Source organism: Arthrobacter sp. CAN_A1 (assembly GCF_015751665.1).
GTDB lineage: Bacteria > Actinomycetota > Actinomycetes > Actinomycetales > Micrococcaceae > Arthrobacter_D.
In genome coordinates this window covers 36,002-54,401 of the sequence record NZ_JADOUR010000004.1, presented here as the reverse complement: position 1 = coordinate 54,401, position 18,400 = coordinate 36,002, and the positions used below count along the sequence as shown (strand labels likewise).

General features: G+C 65.1%; 19 protein-coding genes and 1 pseudogene. 9 read left to right on the top strand and 11 right to left on the bottom strand.

The window, feature by feature from the left end; genetic code table 11:
• Positions 1-32: 32 nt before the first annotated feature.
• Positions 33-818, bottom strand: coding sequence for a cytochrome bc1 complex diheme cytochrome c subunit (gene qcrC, locus IWX62_RS06115; protein WP_196840497.1), 786 nt, complete (start codon positions 816-818; stop codon positions 33-35).
• Positions 819-905: 87 nt separating this feature from the next.
• On the bottom strand, positions 906-1,544 hold the full coding sequence (gene ctaE / locus IWX62_RS06110; RefSeq protein ID WP_196840496.1) for an aa3-type cytochrome oxidase subunit III: 639 nt from the start codon (positions 1,542-1,544) through the stop codon (positions 906-908).
• Between the two features lie 148 nt (positions 1,545-1,692).
• On the opposite strand from ctaE, the gene trpD reads away from it, so the two are divergent.
• Positions 1,693-2,757, top strand: coding sequence for an anthranilate phosphoribosyltransferase (trpD, locus tag IWX62_RS06105; protein ID WP_196840495.1), 1,065 nt, complete (start codon positions 1,693-1,695; stop codon positions 2,755-2,757).
• Here the strand turns inward: trpD and IWX62_RS06100 are convergent.
• From IWX62_RS06100 to IWX62_RS06085, 4 genes are read right to left on the bottom strand one after another with little or no spacing between them, the layout of a single operon-like run.
• Positions 2,754-3,479 carry a copper homeostasis protein CutC gene (locus IWX62_RS06100; protein ID WP_196840494.1) on the bottom strand — a complete coding sequence of 242 codons (726 nt, stop codon included), beginning with the start codon at positions 3,477-3,479 and terminating at the stop codon, positions 2,754-2,756. The genes trpD and IWX62_RS06100 overlap by 4 nt on opposite strands.
• Position 3,480: 1 nt before the next feature.
• A complete protein-coding gene (locus tag IWX62_RS06095; RefSeq protein WP_196840493.1) occupies positions 3,481-3,762 on the bottom strand; it encodes an Lrp/AsnC family transcriptional regulator in 282 nt (93 codons plus the stop codon).
• A 58-nt stretch (positions 3,763-3,820) separates the two neighbouring features.
• Entirely contained in the window at positions 3,821-4,261 is a 441-nt protein-coding gene (locus IWX62_RS06090) for a DUF3054 domain-containing protein (RefSeq protein WP_196840492.1), read from the bottom strand.
• On the bottom strand, positions 4,192-4,971 hold the full coding sequence (locus tag IWX62_RS06085; RefSeq protein ID WP_333483238.1) for an alpha/beta fold hydrolase: 780 nt from the start codon (positions 4,969-4,971) through the stop codon (positions 4,192-4,194). Before IWX62_RS06085 ends, IWX62_RS06090 begins: the two co-directional genes overlap by 70 nt.
• A 103-nt stretch (positions 4,972-5,074) precedes the next feature.
• Between IWX62_RS06085 and IWX62_RS06080 the strand changes: the two are divergent.
• Both IWX62_RS06080 and IWX62_RS06075 read left to right on the top strand, forming a co-directional pair.
• Positions 5,075-5,350 (top strand): annotated as a pseudogene (locus tag IWX62_RS06080) (DUF2277 domain-containing protein).
• 86 nt (positions 5,351-5,436) lie between these two features.
• Positions 5,437-5,847 carry a VOC family protein gene (locus IWX62_RS06075; protein ID WP_196840491.1) on the top strand — a complete coding sequence of 137 codons (411 nt, stop codon included), beginning with the start codon at positions 5,437-5,439 and terminating at the stop codon, positions 5,845-5,847.
• Between the two features lie 230 nt (positions 5,848-6,077).
• On the opposite strand, the gene IWX62_RS06070 is transcribed toward IWX62_RS06075, so the two are convergent.
• Positions 6,078-6,782: an alpha/beta fold hydrolase gene (locus tag IWX62_RS06070; protein ID WP_196840490.1), complete on the bottom strand. Its 705-nt coding sequence runs from the start codon at positions 6,780-6,782 to the stop codon at positions 6,078-6,080.
• Positions 6,783-7,006: 224 nt separating this feature from the next.
• Between IWX62_RS06070 and IWX62_RS06065 the strand changes: the two genes are divergently transcribed.
• The 4 genes from IWX62_RS06065 (at position 7,007) to IWX62_RS06050 (ending at position 11,118) form a co-directional block, all read left to right on the top strand.
• Positions 7,007-7,264, top strand: coding sequence for a hypothetical protein (locus IWX62_RS06065; RefSeq protein ID WP_196840489.1), 258 nt, complete (start codon positions 7,007-7,009; stop codon positions 7,262-7,264).
• A gap of 162 nt (positions 7,265-7,426) precedes the next feature.
• Positions 7,427-8,374: an oxygenase MpaB family protein gene (locus IWX62_RS06060; RefSeq protein WP_333483237.1), complete on the top strand. Its 948-nt coding sequence runs from the start codon at positions 7,427-7,429 to the stop codon at positions 8,372-8,374.
• 831 nt (positions 8,375-9,205) lie between these two features.
• Positions 9,206-10,099 carry a glycosyltransferase gene (locus tag IWX62_RS06055; RefSeq protein ID WP_196840488.1) on the top strand — a complete coding sequence of 298 codons (894 nt, stop codon included), beginning with the start codon at positions 9,206-9,208 and terminating at the stop codon, positions 10,097-10,099.
• Positions 10,100-10,176: 77 nt separating this feature from the next.
• Positions 10,177-11,118 (top strand): glycosyltransferase, encoded by a 942-nt coding sequence (locus tag IWX62_RS06050; RefSeq protein WP_196840487.1) that lies wholly within the window; start codon positions 10,177-10,179, stop codon positions 11,116-11,118.
• Positions 11,119-11,122: 4 nt separating this feature from the next.
• Here IWX62_RS06050 and IWX62_RS06045 read toward each other — a convergent pair whose 3' ends face one another.
• Positions 11,123-12,037, bottom strand: a complete 915-nt coding sequence (locus tag IWX62_RS06045; RefSeq protein ID WP_196840486.1) for a 2-hydroxyacid dehydrogenase — start codon at positions 12,035-12,037, stop codon at positions 11,123-11,125.
• 169 nt (positions 12,038-12,206) lie between these two features.
• Here IWX62_RS06045 and IWX62_RS06040 point away from each other — a divergent pair, with 169 nt between their 5' ends.
• Entirely contained in the window at positions 12,207-13,589 is a 1,383-nt protein-coding gene (locus IWX62_RS06040) for a D-arabinono-1,4-lactone oxidase (RefSeq protein WP_196840485.1), read from the top strand.
• 32 nt (positions 13,590-13,621) lie between these two features.
• Positions 13,622-14,509 (top strand): glycosyltransferase family 8 protein, encoded by an 888-nt coding sequence (locus IWX62_RS06035; RefSeq protein WP_196840484.1) that lies wholly within the window; start codon positions 13,622-13,624, stop codon positions 14,507-14,509.
• A 654-nt stretch (positions 14,510-15,163) separates the two neighbouring features.
• Here the strand turns inward: IWX62_RS06035 and IWX62_RS06030 are convergent.
• From IWX62_RS06030 to IWX62_RS06020, 3 genes are all read right to left on the bottom strand, one after another.
• Positions 15,164-15,514 carry a VOC family protein gene (locus IWX62_RS06030; protein ID WP_196840483.1) on the bottom strand — a complete coding sequence of 117 codons (351 nt, stop codon included), beginning with the start codon at positions 15,512-15,514 and terminating at the stop codon, positions 15,164-15,166.
• 206 nt (positions 15,515-15,720) lie between these two features.
• Entirely contained in the window at positions 15,721-18,111 is a 2,391-nt protein-coding gene (locus IWX62_RS06025) for an ATP-binding cassette domain-containing protein (protein ID WP_196840482.1), read from the bottom strand.
• A 129-nt stretch (positions 18,112-18,240) separates the two neighbouring features.
• Positions 18,241-18,378 carry a hypothetical protein gene (locus IWX62_RS06020; RefSeq protein ID WP_196840481.1) on the bottom strand — a complete coding sequence of 46 codons (138 nt, stop codon included), beginning with the start codon at positions 18,376-18,378 and terminating at the stop codon, positions 18,241-18,243.
• Positions 18,379-18,400 lie beyond the last annotated feature (22 nt).

Genomic DNA, 18,400 nt, shown 5'->3' with positions numbered 1-18,400 from the left:
ACCCACCGGTAGCGTGCGGTGCATCATGGCGTCTAGGACGACCGGGCCGTGAGCCAGACGGTGAAGGCGATGATCACGCCAAGTCCGGCTACCCAGATGAACAAGCCTTCGGAGACCGGGCCGAGTGCGCCCAGGTCGGCTCCGCCTGGTGAACCCTGCTCGTCGATGGTCTCAAGGAAAGCAATGACATCGCGCTTGTCTTCGGGAGTGATGTTCGCATCATTGAAGACCGGCATGTTCTGCGGACCAGTGACCATGGCCTCATAGGTGTGCTTCGCCGTCGACCCGGACAGGGCCGGGGCGTACTTGCCACGGGTGAGCGCGCCCCCTGCTGCAGCCGCGTTGTGGCACATGGCACAGTTCACCCGGAAGACCACGCCACCGTTGGCGGGATCCGCGTCGCTCGTATCCAGGGCTTCCTCGCCAGGGATGGCGGGGCCGGCGCCGAGTGAGGCAACATAGGCGGCCATCTGCATGGTCTGTTCGTCGTTGAACTGGGGTGGCTTGACCTGGGCCTGCGGGCCCTGCATCTGCATCGGCATGCGGCCGGTGCCCACCTGGAAGTCGACGGACGCCGCGCCTACGCCAACCAGCGACGGTCCGTTGTCGGAGCCCACGGCTCCCACGCCGTGACAGGTGGCGCAGTTGGCGACGAACAGTTTCTCGCCCTCAGCCACCTCGTCGGCGGAAAAGCTCTGGGCCTTGGCTTCGTTGGTGCTGCTCGCCAGGGCGTACACGCCGCCCGTGAAGAGTAATCCGATGAGCAACAAAGCTACTGCTGCCAGGGGATGACGTCGCCTTTGCGAAAGTGCCTTCACTTGCTGGTTCCTGCCTTCTGTCGTGCAATCACTGCCGGTACCGCTTGATGGAATTCTACACCTAGTAGAAGAGGCTTCAACTAAGGGTTACTTCAGGAAGTAGATGATGATGAACAACGCGATCCAGACGACGTCGACGAAGTGCCAGTAGTACGACACCACGATGGCCGAGGTGGCCTCAAAGTGACCGAATCGCTTGGCCGCAAAACCGCGTCCGATGATGAACAGGAAGGCGATCAGCCCGCCGAGGACGTGGAGGCCGTGGAAGCCTGTGGTGATGTAGAACGAGGATCCGTAGGCGTTGGACGACAGGGATACACCCTCGGAGACCAGTACGGCGTACTCGTAGCCCTGGACTGCCACAAAGATGGAGCCCATGAGGAAGGTCAAGAGGAACCATTCGATCATGCCCCATTTGAGGGGGGAGAAGACGCTGCCGGTCCGGCGTGGCTGCAACCGCTCGGCGGCGAAGACACCGAACTGGCAGGTCACCGAGCTCAGCACGAGGATGATCGTGTTGATCAGGGCGAACGGTACGTTCAGCTTTTCGGTCTCCATCGCCCACATCTCACTCGAGGTGGAGCGCAGGGTGAAGTACATGGCGAATAGTCCGGCGAAGAACATCAATTCACTGGACAGCCAGACAACGGTTCCTACGGAGACCATGTTGGGGCGGTTCAGCGTCGGATGCGCCGTGGTACTGGGGGCTTGAGTCGCAGATGTCACAGAGCCATTATGTCTCTAAAAAGGACCAGTTCACCAATGCTGGGGGCACCCCGGCGCGTCCCCAGGGCTATGGGGGACGCGCCATCCCAGTAACGGCGCGGAAGATGCCAGCAGATGACTTTCTACAATTCGTAGATAACCTTGAGGTGTGACGACGATTTCCAGCCCCGCCAGCGGATCACCGACCTGGCCCGCACTGATCTCCGCCCTGATTCAGGGGGACGATCTGTCCTCCGATCAGACCCGTTGGGCGATGGACCAGATCATGGAGGGCGAGGCCTCCCACGCACAGATTGCGGGCTTCCTGGTGGGGCTGCGGAGCAAAGGCGAAACGGTCGGCGAACTGGTCGGCCTGGTGGAGGCGATGCTGGCCCGCGCACACCGCATCGTGGTCCCCGGGCCAACCCTGGACATTGTGGGAACCGGAGGGGACGGCCTGAACACGTTGAACATCTCCACCATGTCGTCCCTGGTGGCGGTGGGCGCCGGTGCCAAGGTGGTCAAGCACGGTAACCGCAGCGCTTCCTCATCGGCGGGGGCCGCCGATGTGATTGAGGCGTTGGGGGTCCGGTTGGACCTGTCGATTGACGACGTCGCCCGTTCGGCCGAAGAGGCGCGGATCACTTTTTGTTTCGCGCAGGTCTTCCACCCCTCCATGCGCCATGTGGCGGTCCCGCGGCGCGAGCTTGGGGTTCCCACTGCATTCAACTTTCTGGGGCCCCTGAGCAACCCGGCAGGGGTCGATGCGCAGGCCATGGGGTGTGCGAGCGAGCGGATGGCACCGCTGATGGCAGGGGTTTTGGCGGCACGGGGCATCCGCGCCCTCGTCTTCCGTGGCAGCGATGGACGTGACAAGCTCACCACCAGCGGCTCATCGACCATCTGGGAGGTTCGGGACGGTGCTGTCACCGAACACACGGTCCACCCGGACGACTTCGGCTTGCCGGTGGCGCCGGTTGATGCCCTCCGCGGGTCGGACGGTGCCAGCAACGCCCGGGTGGTGCGCGCCCTGCTGGCAGGCGAGCGCGGGCCGGTCCGGGACGCCGTCGTGCTCAATGCAGCGGCCGGGCTGGTGGCGGACGATGCCAGCCACGACGGACCACTGGTGGACAGGATCCGGGCGGGGATGCTGCGGGCCGAGCAGTCTATCGATTCGGGCGCGGCGCAGGCGGCGCTCCAGAAATGGGTACGGGTGACGGGCGGTTCAGCCTAGCCCAGCAGGTTTGCCTGCTGAATCACTGCGGTGACCAGTTGGGGATCGGTGACCTGGTAGCTGTTGCCCTCGGTATCTGCCACGCCAAGGGGGACACCTGCACCGGAGGGGTGATGGGTTGCCTTGGCCGAGAGGTGGACCTCGGTGATGCCGGCGGCAGCGAGTTGCGGCAGGTCGTCGGGAACTACCCCGCCACCGGCCAGAATGGTCAGTCCGTTACCGGCCGCCGCCATGGCACGCAGCGTGGCGATGCCCTGACCCGCGGTGGGCGCGCCACCCGAGGTGAGGATCCTGACGAATCCGGCGTCGGCGATGAGGTCCAGGGAGCCGAGGGGAGCGGGGGTGTGGTCGATGGCCCGATGAAAGGTGTATTCAAGCTCTGGAGCCACCTGGCGCAGGGCGCGTATCGCGTCCGCGTCGACCATTCCAGCTTCGGTCAGGACCCCGACAACGATGCCCGCCACACCTTCAGCGGCGGCTGCCGAAATGTCGTCGGCCATCAGGTCGAGCTCCCACGGTGAATACCTGAAACCACCGGGCCGGGGACGGACCAGCACCTGGAGGGGCAGCGCCGGAACCGTTGACCGTAGCTGCCGGATCAGGCCTATCGAGGGAGTGAGCCCGCCCAGCGGAAGGCCCACGCATAGCTCAGCGCGTACGGCACCGGCGTTGTACGCAATCGCGGCACCGGCGGCGTCCTGAACCGCGATTTCGACCCGCATCCTAGCCTTCGAAGCCCAACGAAAAGGCGGTATCCAGATCATGCTTGGAATAGGAGCGGAACGCGATCTGGGTGGTGGTGGACTCGACGCCATCAATTTTGGAGAGCCGGTCGGCAATCACGTCGGCGAGGTCCTCGTGGCGGCTGACTCTGGCAATGGCAATGAGGTCCCACTCGCCGGTTACCGAGTACACCTCGCTGATGCCCTCGATGTCGGAGATCTCCTGCGCGCATTCGGGAATCCGTGAAGCATCGGTCTGGATCAGAACAAAGGCGGTAATCATGGTGTAGCTCCTTGGCGACGGTGGCGAAACTGACTGATGGGTAGGCTCACCTGCAAATCTATCCCGAAGCGGCGGGGCGTCGCATGAACACCGCGGCGGCAGCACGGGGGAGGAGCAACAGCAGGCCGAGCACGCCGATCGCGACGAGCTGGAAACTGACCGCCATTCCACCGCCGAGAAGAGCGCGAAGGGCAAGACCGCCGAGGGCCGTCCCGAGCCAGACCAGGATGCCAGTGGGCCAGAGAGCGGCGGGTGAACGCCACGCCCGGGTCACACCCCAGGTCAGCAGGCAGGAAGCCAGGAACGGTCCGGCGGTGCTCAGGATGCCGGCAATCGCCAGCCCAGATTCGTGGGTGGAACGCCCTGTCGCAGCGAACGCAACTATCAGTGCCAGATCGATTGCCAGCCAGGCGGCAACCAGCCGCGGGTTCAGGACGTGCTCGCCAGGATCAGGCGAGCGGTCTGTTCGGGCTGGTCCCAGTGTGGGAAGTGGCCACACTCGTCGAACCAGTGCAGCTTCGCGTCAGGAAAGCGTTTCTGCGCGGTAGCAGCCTGGCTGGGGACGGTGACTCGGTCCTTGCGGCCCCATCCAATCACCACGGTGCCCGCAAGGGATCCCTCCGGGGCGCCCTGCTGGACCGGGCCTTCGATCAGCGAACGGCGGGCCTCGTCAAGGCTGGGGGAGTTCGAGAACCCCTCCAGCTCGGTCAGCACCAGGCTCGGATCGAGCTGCCAGGGCTTCGCCGAGAACTGGGCAAGGAGCGCGGTCCGGCCGACCGCCGAGCGGGTCAGGAACGGTAACGCCGGGCGGATGGCACGCACCAGCGCGACGGAAGCGGTGATGCTGGCGCCGAAGACCCGTCGCTGGCCGTCGTTCCAGAAGCCTCCCGGATCGAGTGAAACGGTGGCGCCGCTATGACCACGCCGTGCGAGTTCGAGGACGATCCGTGCGCCCATTGAGCTTCCCGCCAGATCTATCCCGTTCAGTCCCTCGGTGTGGATGAAGCGCTCGACGGCGTCTGCCAGGGTTCCGACCGTCACGGTCCCGATCAGGGGGCGGGTTTTACCGAAACCGGGTAGGTCGACGGCGATGACGTCACGCTCAGCGGTGAGCGCCGGCATGATGGGGTCCCAGGTGCGAAGGCTCGATCCGAGGCCGTGCACCAGAAGAAGGGGTTTGCCGCTGCCGTGTCGTTCGAAATGCATCATGATCCTTCAGTCGGGAGTGCCTCAACTCTAGGCATGGAATGGTGCCGCAACTGAATTGGGGAGGCTATTCCCCCGACGGTGAACTAGGCCTACGCTATGGAATATGTGCAGAAACATCCGTACTCTGTCCAATTTTGAACCGTCGGCCACTGACGACGAGATTCACGCAGCGGCCCTGCAGTTTGTGTGAAAGGTCAGTGGGTCAACCCGTCCGTCGAAGGCAAACCAGGAGGTGTTTGACGCGGCAGTTGAGCGCATCGCCCACGTGACAGCTCACCTTCTTGACGATCTGGTCACCACGGCGCCTCCCAAGGATCGTGAGGTTGAAGCCGAGAAGCACAAGGTGCGTTCAGCTAAAAGGTTCGCCACCACCGGTTGACCCCGATGCGGGTCAGTTTCACCGGACGGGCAGACTCCCCGGGGGCCTGTCAGCGATAGTTTCCGTCAGAACCGAAGGAGATTGTGATGACCACCCGACTGAACCCCTACCTCAATTTCAAAGGCAACGCGCGGGAGGCGATGACCTTCTATCAGTCGGTCTTCGCCGGTGAGCTGACCATGAGCACCTTCGACGACTATCAGGCCACCCAGGATCCTTCCGATGCCGAGAAGATCATGCATGGGCAGCTGGAAACCGAAGCCGGCCTGGTGCTAATGGGTGCCGACGTCCCCACCGGCATGAAATACACCGAGGGTGACAACTTTTCGGTGTCGCTGAGCGGGGAGGACGAGGGGGAGCTCCGCGGCTACTGGGACAAACTGTCGGGCAGCGGGTCCGTCACGGTCCCGATGGAGCGGGCGCCATGGGGCGACAGCTTCGGCATGTGCACCGACCGTTATGGAGTGGGCTGGCTGGTCAATATCAGCGGCTCCTGACCCGATCCGGCACCTCTTCGGCTACGTGAGCACTGATTCACCCCCTCCAGAACCCCGATTCAACCCCTTCGGAGCTCCGGGTCACTCTTCTACCCGCAGGGGCGACGCGTCGGCACTATTTGGGTGCACCACCGCCGGGGAACCAACGTCGACAGAAGCGAGTCGGCAAGGCTGGACTTCGGCAGGTGGCGACACCGGTTGGGGGTAGGCGTCGGCAGAGGGCGATCTAGTTACTGCTGGCGGTCGACGGCCGCCAGGATCGCTGCACCCAGATCGGCAGGACGGGTGAACTGTGGCCAATGTCCGGTGGGCAGATCAACGTACTCAACATCGTTGATGTGGGTGAGCTCGGCGACGTTGGGGTCGCCGGCCGCAATCCAGTGCCTGAGCTGATCGGAGCTGAACTCGCAGCAGATCACCGTGGCAGGCACCGCGAAGCGGCGCTCATTGTGAAGCCGTTGCTGATCGGTAGCCACCCCTTTGGGCTGCGGGATGGCACGCCGGATAAAGGCTTCCCGCAGGTCGGGGGTGAGGTCGACGAGATCTTCGTCTTCAAAGACGTCCCAGTGGGGGAGCGGCACCTCATCGCCATCGGAAGGCAACTCGTCGTTAATGACACCGCCCTCGCCGAGGGGACCGCTGTCCACGTAGATACCCCGGAGGACGACGTCTGGCCGCTGGTCGATTGCCCCGTAGATCATCGCCCCGCCAGCCGAGTGTCCTACCAGGATGACCGGTCCGGCGGTGGCGTCGATCGCTGCCACCACCGCGTCAATGTGCTGGCGCAGACCGATTCCGGCCCGAGGGGCTTCCTTCGCCTCCAGCCCCGGAAGCGTGAGCGGGTGGACGCGATGTCCGGCTGCGGTGAGCGGGGGAGTGACCTCGTCCCACGACGATGCGTCCAACCAGAACCCGGGTACCAGAATGATGTCCATGACGGGACCTTATGCTGATGGCCAGTTCGTGGCAACCGTTTGCGTCAGCTGTCGGTGATGGTCAGCGAATCTCACGAGGATTGGGTACTAGGAATCGGTCCACGTCACTGGGTATCGGTACAAGGAATCGGCACGGTGGATCGGTCCACGTCACCGGGTAGCGGTACAACGCATCGGTCCTGGGATCGCCGATACGGGTTACTAGTGCGGATCATCGGTTTGTCGTGCTGCTTCACGTCCATGCCAGCACCGGAACAGACACCCACCTGTTGCCCGGTACCCAGGCGTTGAATGTGCTTGACCGGTCCCAAAAGGGCCAGCTTGCCAACGCCTCGACCTTCCGGTGGCGCGGCGTCGGCCGACCCCAGTTCCGCGCCCAGTCGCTCACACTGCGCGCAGCCCTCCTCGGGCACGGATGGAACGAGCCGATCGTCCGGCCCCCGTTCACCGGCATCGACACCGAAGCACCAACGCTCTTCTGACTTTGGAGGGCACGCTCGGGCATCTGGTCACTTGCTGGTCGATTCGCGGGTATCAGTCCAGTCTCTGAGTCCCCGCGTCAATCGCCGTGTCAGGGCCATGTTCTACGCTTTGTAGTGGAGTCCTGTCCAGGGTGTCCGTCGTACCTGACCTATCTTTGGAGCATGATGCCTGATAGCCCGATACCGCACCCCGCCGACCTGGCCCACCGCGTCCGCCGCGCCTTCCGCGCCCGGGTCTCCGGGGACCCCACCGGGGCGCCGGACTGGGTGCGCGAGATCGCCCTGGTCGGAGAGGGACCGGGCTGGTTCGAGCCCGATGGCGTCGTGTGGCGGGTCCATGGCGACCTCTCCACCCTCGTCGGAGGGGTCGCGGCGCTCCTCGGGCAGGGCGCGCACCCGTTGGCGATGGCCGGGGTGGCGCGGCACTCCTCCTACCGCAGCGACCCCTGGGCCCGCCTTGCCGGGACCGCGCGGTGGCTCACCGTGAGCACCTTCGGCTCCGCGGAGCTCGCCGGGCGGGAATCGGCGCGGATCCGCGGCATGCACGAACGGGTCCGCGGCCGCACCGACGACGGCCGCGCCTACGCCGCCTCCGACCCTGCCTTGCTCCGCTGGGTTCACTTGGCCTTCACCGACGCCTTCCTCGGGGCCCAGGAGGCCATCGGTCAGGACCTGGCCCCACAGTTCGGTCGTAACTGGGCCGACACCTACGTCGCCGACTGGTCCCGCAGCGCCCGGGCCCTTGGGGCCGAGGACCTCCCGGTCAACCGCCGGGAACTCGCCGAGGCCCTGCGCGCGGTGGAGCCCGACCTCGAACCCGTACCCGCCGAACTCCTTACTTTCCTCTCCGCCCCGGGCGGGCTGAATTGGGCCGAGCGAATCTTCTACAACGGCCTCGCCAGCGCCGGGGCGCTGGTGGTCTCCCCGTCCGTGGCCCCCCTCGCCGGGGTGCCCGGCCGCGGTGACCGCTCGCCCACGGCCCGCTTCCGTTTGCAGCGCACCCGCTGGCAGTTGCGGACCTTCCAGCTGGCTCTCGGACCGCATAGCCCCTCCGAGGACGCGGCGCGCTACCGGGTCGGCCTCGCTGGCCGTCCGGACTGGCTCGACTGAGCCTTGGCCGCGCCGCCGGCGTTCAGCCGGGCGCCTCGGCGCGTCAGGTGCGTGCGTTCGGTGAGGTTCGTCGCCGCCCGGGCCGACTCAGCATGACCAGCCAGCTCTTCGGGTCGTGCGGCGGGTCGCCCGGCCCTACCCGGACCGCCTACAGCAAACTTCCTGCGCAGCGTCCTCAGCGGCGGCGAAGCCGGTGCTGTCATCCCATCGGAGGTAGCAGCGGAAGACACGCGCTCGGCGGCGGAGCCACCTCAAGGTCATGAAGTATGCCGTAGCGCGGAACGCGAAAAGGCTGGGTCTTTTGGCTGGCACGGCCGTCATCTGCCGAGCCTGCGGAGCGTTCTCAATCCCTGAACGGTCCTGTTTTCGGCGGGCCTTCCTATGTCCGGTGAACCTACTCAGGAGTCGCCACGACCTACAATTACACCGACTGAAAGGCCGCAGGGTTCACCAAGCCCGGAGCGCCCCGCGCCAGGAAGATGAGCGAAGAAGACAAAGCCGAACGCCGGACTGCGATCGAGAACAATGAGGCATGGGACGTAGTCCTGTTGACTGAACTTCCCGGAGACTGAAATTCAGTTTTCCGGAGAGGCGGTCACGGTCGTTCATGATTATTTCTGCTCCTAGGTCCTTCGCTTTACGCGCGCGGGGCGCGGGGTGCGGGCTGCGAGTTTGGGTTCGGCACCTAGTTTCCCGATGGATCCAATCATGCCCTTGTCGAACCGGGGCGCGGACGCATCGGTGATGCATATGGGGCCGGTCCCGTCGGCCTGTGCGGTCTGATAGCAAAAGATATAGCAAAAATCCGGTATTGTTCGGTGCCGTGGTGCAATGCCACTCGACCGGACGGGAACCAATGTTCGTGACCACCTTGACCGGCAACCGCTGGGGCCGCGCGGCCCGCGCCGAGCCGTGACCGATTCCACTACCACCGCGTCCGCACTGGTAGTCATCCCCGCATTCGGTTCGCCGGAGCTAACCGACGCGGTCGTGCATGACCTGTGCCGCGACGGAAGCGATCTTGACCCTGCCCTGCGCATCGTGGTGGTCGACAACGCCGGCGACTACGTTCTCCCTGAGGGGCGCATCTCGGTCCACCGCCCAGGGCGCAACCTGCGGTGGATCGGCGCCGCGAACTGGGCTCTGCAGACGGCATTGCGCGATGGACATGCGGTCTGCGTAGTGCTCAACAACGACATCCGGCTGTCGCCCGGATTCCTCGACGGATTGCTCGCGCCCTTCTCAACCGCGAACGACATCGCGCTTGCGGCGGCCTGCTACGACGACTTTTGGCTTCACCAGCGGGCCCATGCAATTCCGCCTACCGCTGCGGAGTACGTCCCGCGTGAGGTAATTCGCGACGTCCACTTCTGTGACGGCACCGCGATAGCGTTCGCAGTGCCTCCCGTCGTCGAGCTGGGGGGTCTGGATGAGGTCGCCTTCCCACGGCACGGCTACGGCGCGGACATCGACCTGGCGATCCGTGTGCGGGCTGCCGGCTTGCGATGCGTGATCACGGAGGGCGCCTACGTCTCGCACCTGCGGCGGCAGACGATGAACCGGACCGGTCAGACCTCCGAGGGCAACCGGGCGGAAATCCTCCACGGCCTGGACGCCAAGTGGGGCAACGGGTGGCGGGCGGACGTCGGCCTCGGACCGGACTCGTTCCCCGCCGACAACGTCGGAAGCGGTGCGTCCTGGTACCTCAACCCTCCGGTATGGTGAGCCGTCCCCGACCATCTCCGAGGCGGATTATCTACGCGGGTTTCGCCACTCGACACCACAGCGGCGGCGTGCACGTAATGACCCAGCACGTGCGGCTGCTGCGTGAGCGCGGCCACGAGGCCTGGTTGTGGCTGCCCGACCCGGACGACCGTACCGACTGGATCGCCGACGACGTGCCGAAGGTGTTCGGGGCCACCACTCCGATCGGCGCCAACGACCTCCTGGTGCTGCCGGAGACACCGACCGTCCAGGGCAGCGATCCGGCACCCGGAGCCCGCAAGGTCATCTTCAATCAGAACCACTTCTACACCTTCGCCGCCGGTGCCCCCGGCGAGGATTTTCCTGGGTGGACGCCGGCGCCCGCGATCTGGGTGGTGTCCGCGGAGAGCCGCGACGTGCTGGCCGCTGCGCTGCCCGGCCTGCCGTTGAGCGTGGTTCCCAACCCGGTAGACGGCGAGCTGTTCGTTCCCGGTGCGACCGGGCAGCTCCGGGTGAGCTGGTTCCCCAAGAAGCGGCCGCGGGAGGCCTCACTGCTGATACGGCTGCTGACTGATGAGCCACGGCTCTCGGGGGTGGATCTGGTGGAAATGGTCCAGGCCCCACGGGCGGAGGTGGCCGCCACCCTGGGGAGCTCAGCGGTCTTCGTCGCACTCGGGCACACCGAGAGCTTCGGTCTGCCGGTCGCCGAGGCGCTGGCCTCGGGCTGTCTCGTGGTCGGCTACGACGGCGGCGGTGGTCACGAGCTGTTCGAGGCACCTGGTGCCTGGCGGGTCCCGGACCAGCGACCGCTGCTGATCCGCGACCAGGTGGCGGACCTGATCCAAGACCTCGACGCCCTGGCGCCGGTCCGCGCGGCGAATCGCCGCTGGGTGCTGGACCGCTACCAGTTCGCCCGAACCGGTGCGGCGCTGGAGGAGGCGGTCGCCGCTGTGTGGGCCCGGCCTGGCAGTGACGCCGTGGCGGTGCATCCGGTCGCCTGGCTCGACAGTCTCGGCCCGCACTTCACGGCGTACGCCTGAGGGCTCAGCCGGCACCCGTCACGACGTTGACGAGGTCCTCGCCGGCCACATAGCGGCGGACCTGTGCGTTGACCAGCGCGAAGGCTCGCGGACCGGACTGCACAATGGAGCCGGCTGCGTGCGGGGTGATGATCAGGTTCGGCGCCTTCCACAGCGGGTGGTCAGCGGGTAGCGGCTCCGGCTCCATCACGTCCAGGGCGGCGTGCAGCCGGCCGGCCGTCAGTTCTGCGAGCAGTGCCGAGGTGTCGACGACCTTACCGCGCGCGACATTGACCAGCAGGGCGCCGTCGGGCATCCGGGAGAGGAACTCGGCGTCCACGAGCCCGGTCGTGTCCGAGGTCAGTGGAACGGTCAGCACCACCACGTCAGCCTCGGGCAACAGGCTCGGCAGCTCCGAGGTGGCGTGGATGCCGTCCCGTGCCGTGTGCGCCACGAGCACGGGAGCGGCGTCGAAGCTCCGCAGCCGGCGGGCGGTCTGTTTTCCGAGGTCACCGGCGCCGATAATCAGGACGCGCTTGTCGCGCAGGTCGTCGGCCTCCATCGGATCCCACCTGCCCTGTCGTTGCGCTTCGCCGAAGTGAGGCAGCCGACGTAACGTGGCCAGGACGACGGCCAGGACCAGCTCAGCGACAGCCGGGCCGTGTACGCCACGCGCGCTGCACAGTGTCACACCGTCCGGGACGTGCTCGAGGATGTCCTCCACGCCTGCACTCGTCAGCTGGGTGACTTCGAGCTTCGGCATGGCGGAGAACTTGTCGGCGAGGTTTGTGGAGTCCTCGACCTGCGGCACCCAGAAGACGGTATCCGCCAGGCGCTCGGGCTTGTCGCCCCCGCCATCCCAGACGATCACCTCGACGTCTTCGGGAAGGGTTCCGAGGAGATTACGGGCATTCGAGTCGGGTACGCATACGACAGTCATTTTGTCAGTGTATCCATTCCCCTTAACGAGGCTAGGCTATTGTCATGTCATGTCTTCTACAGAACTGAGAAGTTCGTTCACGTCAGTGGGAGACCCTCGTGCTGGTGGATTCGCCCCGCATGTCAGTGCAGCTTCGAAGGCAGAACCGAACTTCTACAGGAGACGCGTCATGGCTATCACACAGCTCGCCTACCCACACCAGGAGCCGGAGTTCACCGGTGAGGACACCCGGCTCCGCAACTGGGCCAGGAACTCCCGGCTGGGGCCACCCGGGTCGGTCGTTGCTCCAGCCACAGAGGAGGAGTTGTGCGACTTCCTGTCCACGAGCGACGGCCCGGTCCGGATGATCGGGAGCCGGATGTCGCCCGGCCGGATGATCCAGGTGGCGGACGGGGCGGGCGTGCTCCTGGACCTGAGCAGGCTGAGCGGCTTGATCTCCAGCACCGATGACACCGCGACCTTCGGCGGTTCCACCCCACTGGCCGAGGTGTACGCGTTCCTCTCCGCGCGCGGGCAAATGCTGGACGCCTCACCTGGAGTGATCAGCGAGCAGACTCTGGCCGGTGCCCTGTCCACTGGAACCCACGGTCAGGGCCTGCAGCAGAGCTCGATAGCCGGTGCCGCGCTGGCGATCCGGATGGTGCTGGCGGACGGCACGGTCGCGGAGTACGCGCAGGACCACCCGGACTTCCCCGCCGTCCAGCTCAGCCTCGGTTCACTGGGCGTGATCACCGCCGTGACCCTGCGTGCACGGGAAACCATGATTTACACCTGTGTCAAGAAGGCCGTCGACGCAGGCACGCTCGAGACGGATTTGGAGACCTGGAACCGGGAGAACATCCTGGCCAAGGCCTGGTGGTTCCCGCAGGAGAACCAGGTCCAGGTGTGGACCGCCAACGAGGCGACCGACGACGAGATTTCCCGGTACCGAGCCGGCGGCAGTCAGCTCATGGAATATGCGAAAACCAATGCGTCCATGAACAGTACCGTGGACTCTACGCTGCAGCAGCTGCGCGATGACAGCAAGGGTGTTGCCGACAACGGCAAGTCGCTCCGCACGGTGTCACGCTTCCGGGACTTCACCGACGTCACGGGCGACATCTACCAGGTGTTCTGTCGAGGGATTGCGACCCCACAGATCAACGTCGAGATCGGCATCCCGCTCGCGCAGGCCGGAGCGGTGGTCAGGAAGATCAAGGACTGGCACGCGGAGACGCGCCCGAAGATGCACTACCCGGTGATCCTGCGTTGTACCGGCGCGTCCGACGGATGGCTGAGCCCGTCCAACGGCCAGGACACCTGCTACTTCGGCTTCGTGGTCTACTACGCGGCTGATGGTTCGCTGTCCGAGGAGGGCGACAGCTTCCTCCGGAACGTGGAACGGGCCCTGTCCGAGGAGGGTGGCCGGCCCCACTGGGGCAAGTACTTCGACGAGTCCCTTTACGACTGGCCGGCACTCTACCCGCAGTGGGAGGCCTTCCGCCGCGTGCGCGAGACGCTCGACCCGCAGCACCGCTTCGCCAACACGTTCACCGCTGCCCTGCTCGACTGACTCGACCCGCCACTAGAACAGGAGCACCACCGATGAACGCATGGGTGACCTTGCTGACGCAACCCAACTACCTGATCGGGGTCCGGACGCTCCGGGCCTCGCTCGAGCGCTCCGGCAGCACCGTCCCCCTCGTCGTCATGGTGACCGAGGGGATCGACGAGCAGACCCGACGCCTCCTGCAGGACGACGGGTGCCTCCTGCGCGACGTGGCACCTTTGCGTCCCGCCGGGGGAGCGGTGGACAGCTACGCCAACTCCCGGTTCGCGGAGGTCTGGACCAAGCTGGCCGTCTGGGGGCTTACCGAGTTTGAGCGTGTCGTCTTCTTGGATGCCGACATGCTGGTGACCCAGAACATGGATGAGCTGTTCTCGCTGGAGCTGGCCGACGGGGCCATCGCCGCCTGCCACGCCTGCCGTTGCAACCCCAACCGAATCGCGAGCTATCCGCCGAGCTGGACACCCGAGACCTGCTTTTACACGCACTGCCGGGGCAGGGACCACGTCACCGAACCGGGTGCGACCGACAACTACCTGAACGGCGGCTTCCTCCTGTTGTCGCCCGACGAGGCCGTCTTCGCCGACATGGTGGGGCGGCTGGCGGCCGTGGACGATCTGTCCCGCTTCCCATTCGCCGAACAGGACTTCCTCAACGAGTTTTTCCGCGACCGCTGGCGTCCGCTGCCCTACGTGTATAACGCGCTGAAGACCCTGCAGCACCAGCACCCGTCGGTCTGGGATTCTGCGTCGGTGAAAAACATCCACTACATCATCGACAAGCCGTGGGAAAAACCGCTCGACTCCACGGATCGGTACGTCGAGGTGAACCGGCTCTGGTGGGGGATGGCCGGCACTCTGCGCGTACCCGCCGACTCCTGCCCCCGCCGGACGGCGGACCTAAAGGTGGACTCAGGACTAGCCTGACGCCAGTCACCGACCGAAGCTGGTCTCGAAAGGTTCCGGCCATCAACGGGTTCTTCGATGGAGCTCGGAGCCGGCGAAGATTAGGCGTAGCTGCACGACGACGTCGAAATCATGCACAAGGTGATGGGCAGCGACGGGAGACGGTCGTCCGTCGATGGGCGGACCCTCTACAAGATGGGCGTCGCTGCGTCCAAGACGGACATCGCGAGAGTTATCGGGAAGGTGTGCGCGTCCCTCGGGGTCAGCACGGTCGCCCGTTCCACCAGGGGAGGGGAGCCTGTGTACGAGGTCGCCGCATCGACCTGGAGAGCATCCACCGGGCATCCTCGAGGCGGACGAATATTGCCGGAGCGATCAACCGGCTCGAAGCCGAGCTCACTTCACGGCACGGGTACGCGGCCCCCCGATAAGCAGAAGATCGCACTAGTGCAGCAGGCCACGCTGGAGACGGGAAAGCTGCTGGTTCCTCCAACCATGCAACATCTGGTCCTTGCTTGGGCGGGTATGGCTGGAGGACCGGGGATATGGAGGCCCATCCTGTTTCATCTGATGCACTACGCAGAGCACCACTTGACATAATGTAGATTATCGGCGTTTCAGAACGATCCGCAGGAGGAGCCAAAAGCTACCGATGCGCCGACAGGAACCGCGAGCTCAGGTCCCACCGACAATCATGAGTTCGTTGCCCTCGGGGTCGGCGACCCGCCAGCGAGTTGCTGACTCGCCAAGAAGCTTCCCACCGGCGGCGATGATCGTTGCGAGCCGCGTCTGCACGAGGTCGAACGGCACGGCGAGTTCCACCTGGATACGGTTTCGCTGCGATCGACGCGCCGTGTCCGAAGGGTCCAACTCCTGGAACACAAACACCGGATTGAGCCGCCGTGGATCACTGATATCGCTGACTCCGGCTCGGGGGTCGGCCGTGTATCCGAGAGCCGCAAGCCAGAACGCCCGGACCGCAGAAATGTCGGCGGCGTCGAGGAAAAGCTGAGCGAACCGTGGCAACTCCGGGTCAGCCGTTCCACCGAGGCTGCGCGCGGCGCTGCACCCTCACCGAGTGACGCTGCATCAAACCATGCAGTCGCAACTCCGTCGATGACCCGCCAATCCGTCCCGGCCTCTGTCATACCCGGCATGCTACAGCCGCCCCCGGACGAGGTGCAGTCCGGATTGTGATCAGGTGTCCGGCCGGACACAAGGAGCCCGCCGTTTCAGGCGCCAACGTAGGTCGCCAGATGCTCACCGGTGAGCGTTGACTTGGCGGCGACGAGATCGGCAGGCGTTCCCTCGAACACCACCAGTCCCCCATCGTTACCTGCGCCCGGGCCAAGATCGATCAGCCAGTCGGCGTGGGCCATCACCGCCTGGTGGTGTTCTATCACGAGCACCGATTTACCGGAGTCGACCAGCCGGTCCAGCAGGCCCAGCAGGTTCTGGACGTCGGCCAGGTGCAGGCCGGTGGTCGGCTCGTCGAGTACGTAAACGTCGCCCTTGTCAGCCATCTGGGTGGCAAGTTTGACCCGCTGCCGTTCACCACCGGACAACGTGGTGAGCGGTTGGCCGAGCGTCAGATAGCCGAGGCCGACGTCGACCAGCCGGTCCAGGATCTTGTGCGCTGCCGGTGTGCGGGCGTCACCCGCACCGAAGAAGGACTCCGCCTCAGCCATCGACATGGACAGGACCTCGGAAATGTTGCGACCGCCCAGGGTGTACTCGAGGACCGACGCCTGGAACCTCCTGCCCTCGCAGTCCTCACAGGTGGATTCGACGGTGGCCATGACACCCAACTCGGTGAAGATGATTCCCGCACCGTTACAGGTGGGGCACGCCCCCTCGGAGTTGGAGCTGAACAGCGCCGGTTTCACCCCATTTGCCTTGGCGAAAGCCTTCCGGATCGGCTCCAGCAAGCCGGTATAGGTGGCAGGATTGCTCCGCCGGGACCCCTTGATCGCGGCCTGGTCAATCACCACCACTCCCTCACCGCCGGCCACCGACCCGTGAATCAGCGAACTCTTCCCCGACCCGGCCACCCCGGTGATGACACACAGGACACCGAGCGGAATATCCAGGTCCACGTCCTTGAGGTTGTGCATCGAGGCATTCCGTACCTTCAACGAGCCCGACGGCGCCCGCACCGTCTCCTTGACCGCGGCCCGGTCGTCGAGGTGGCGGCCGGTAATCGTATCGCTGGACCGCAGCCCGTCAACACCCCCCTCAAAGCAGACGCTGCCACCCTGGGTGCCGGCGCCCGGACCCAGATCGATCACATGGTCAGCAATCGCGATGGTCTCCGGTTTGTGCTCAACGACGAGCACAGTGTTCCCCTTGTCCCGCAGTTGGATCAGCAGCCCGTTCATCCGCTCGATGTCGTGCGGGTGCAGCCCGATGGTCGGCTCGTCGAAGACGTAGGTGACATCGGTGAGCGACGATCCGAGGTGCCTGATCATTTTGGTCCGCTGTGCCTCTCCCCCGGACAGGGTGCCGGCCGGCCGGTCGAGCGAGAGGTAGCCCAGTCCGATCTCGGCAAATGAGTCCAGCAGGTGCTGCAACCCCTTCAGGAGCGGCGCCACCGACGGTTCGTCAAGGCCACGAACCCATGTGGCCAGTTCATCGATCTGCATAGTGCACAGATCGGCGATGTTTCGGCCCTGGATCTTTGACGACCTGGCCTCCGGGCTGAGCCGGGTCCCCTCGCACTCGGGACAGGCCTGAAAGGTGATGGCCCGGTCCACGAAGGCCCTGATATGGGGTTGCATTGCTTCGACATCTTTGGACAGCATCGACTTCTGGATTTTCGGGATGACCCCCTCGAAGGTGAGGTTGATACCCTCCACCTTGATCTTGGTGGGCTCCTGGTAGAGCAGGTTGTCGAGTTCCTTTTTGCTGAATTTCGCGAGCGGTTTGTCAAGATCGAAACCGGCGCCGCTGAAGATCCTGCCGTACCAGCCGTCCATGCTGTAGCCGGGAACGGTGAGGGCGCCCTCCCCCAGCGACTTGGTGTCGTCGAACAGCGCTGTGAGATCAAAGTCGGAGACCGATCCCATGCCCTCGCACCGCGGGCACATGCCACCCAGATAGACCGCGTCCTTCACCACACTCTTCTCGACCCGGCCGCCCTTGTCGGTGCTCATCACGCCGCTCGCCTTACGGGTGGGCACGTTGAAGGAGAACGCGGTCGGCGGTCCCACATAAGGGGACCCAAGCCGGCTGAACAGAATCCTCAGCATCGCGTTGGCGTCGGTGGCGGTACCCACCGTTGACCTCGGGTTCGCTCCCATCCGCTCCTGGTCGACGATGATCGCCGTCGTCAGACCTTCGAGATGGTCGACGTCAGGCCGGGCCAGGTTGGGCATGAACCCCTGCACAAACGCGCTGTAGGTCTCGTTGATCATCCGCTGGGACTCTGCGGCGATGGTGGCGAAGACCAGAGAACTTTTCCCCGAGCCGGACACCCCGGTGAACACCGTCAGGCGGCGTTTCGGAATCTCAACGGTGATGTCCTTGAGGTTGTTCTCCCGCGCACCCTCAACCCGGATCAGATCGTGTTGGTCGGCGGTATGCAGCCCTGACTCATGCGCCGTGGTCGTCGTCGACGTGCTCATTGTGTCTCCATACTGCCGGCGGCCGCAGCGGCGGTCCGAACGGCGTTGTTAGCCCCATGCTCACCAGCATCACAGTACAGCCGATTCTGCTGCAGCCGCGGGCCGGATGGCAATGCCGCAGCAGGAGAATCAGGTCAGTTCGTTGATGCGGTAGAAGGCGAGGGAGGCATCCGGGTCGGTGTGGGGAAGGAAGGTCCAGTGGATGCCGACCAGTTCGGTGAACCGGGTGCTGAAGGTCCCAGTGAGGAGCCTCCCACTGCGAAGCACACTTCCGTCACGGGGTGCTGCG

What these genes read in the sequence shown, in the direction of transcription:
- IWX62_RS06060 (WP_333483237.1), top strand. Translation starts at nt 7,427, where the DNA reads ATGATGCCTGATAGCCCGATACCGCACCCCGCCGACCTGGCCCACCGC.
- IWX62_RS06075 (WP_196840491.1), top strand. Translation starts at nt 5,437, where the DNA reads ATGACCACCCGACTGAACCCCTACCTCAATTTCAAAGGCAACGCGCGG.
- IWX62_RS06040 (WP_196840485.1), top strand. Translation starts at nt 12,207, where the DNA reads ATGGCTATCACACAGCTCGCCTACCCACACCAGGAGCCGGAGTTCACC.
- IWX62_RS06070 (WP_196840490.1), bottom strand. Translation starts at nt 6,782, where the DNA reads ATGGACATCATTCTGGTACCCGGGTTCTGGTTGGACGCATCGTCGTGG.
- IWX62_RS06035 (WP_196840484.1), top strand. Translation starts at nt 13,622, where the DNA reads ATGAACGCATGGGTGACCTTGCTGACGCAACCCAACTACCTGATCGGG.
- IWX62_RS06045 (WP_196840486.1), bottom strand. Translation starts at nt 12,037, where the DNA reads ATGACTGTCGTATGCGTACCCGACTCGAATGCCCGTAATCTCCTCGGA.
- IWX62_RS06025 (WP_196840482.1), bottom strand. Translation starts at nt 18,111, where the DNA reads ATGAGCACGTCGACGACGACCACGGCGCATGAGTCAGGGCTGCATACC.
- IWX62_RS06050 (WP_196840487.1), top strand. Translation starts at nt 10,177, where the DNA reads ATGACCCAGCACGTGCGGCTGCTGCGTGAGCGCGGCCACGAGGCCTGG.
- IWX62_RS06055 (WP_196840488.1), top strand. Translation starts at nt 9,206, where the DNA reads ATGCCACTCGACCGGACGGGAACCAATGTTCGTGACCACCTTGACCGG.
- IWX62_RS06085 (WP_333483238.1), bottom strand. Translation starts at nt 4,971, where the DNA reads ATGATGCATTTCGAACGACACGGCAGCGGCAAACCCCTTCTTCTGGTG.
- IWX62_RS06100 (WP_196840494.1), bottom strand. Translation starts at nt 3,479, where the DNA reads ATGCGGGTCGAAATCGCGGTTCAGGACGCCGCCGGTGCCGCGATTGCG.
- IWX62_RS06095 (WP_196840493.1), bottom strand. Translation starts at nt 3,762, where the DNA reads ATGATTACCGCCTTTGTTCTGATCCAGACCGATGCTTCACGGATTCCC.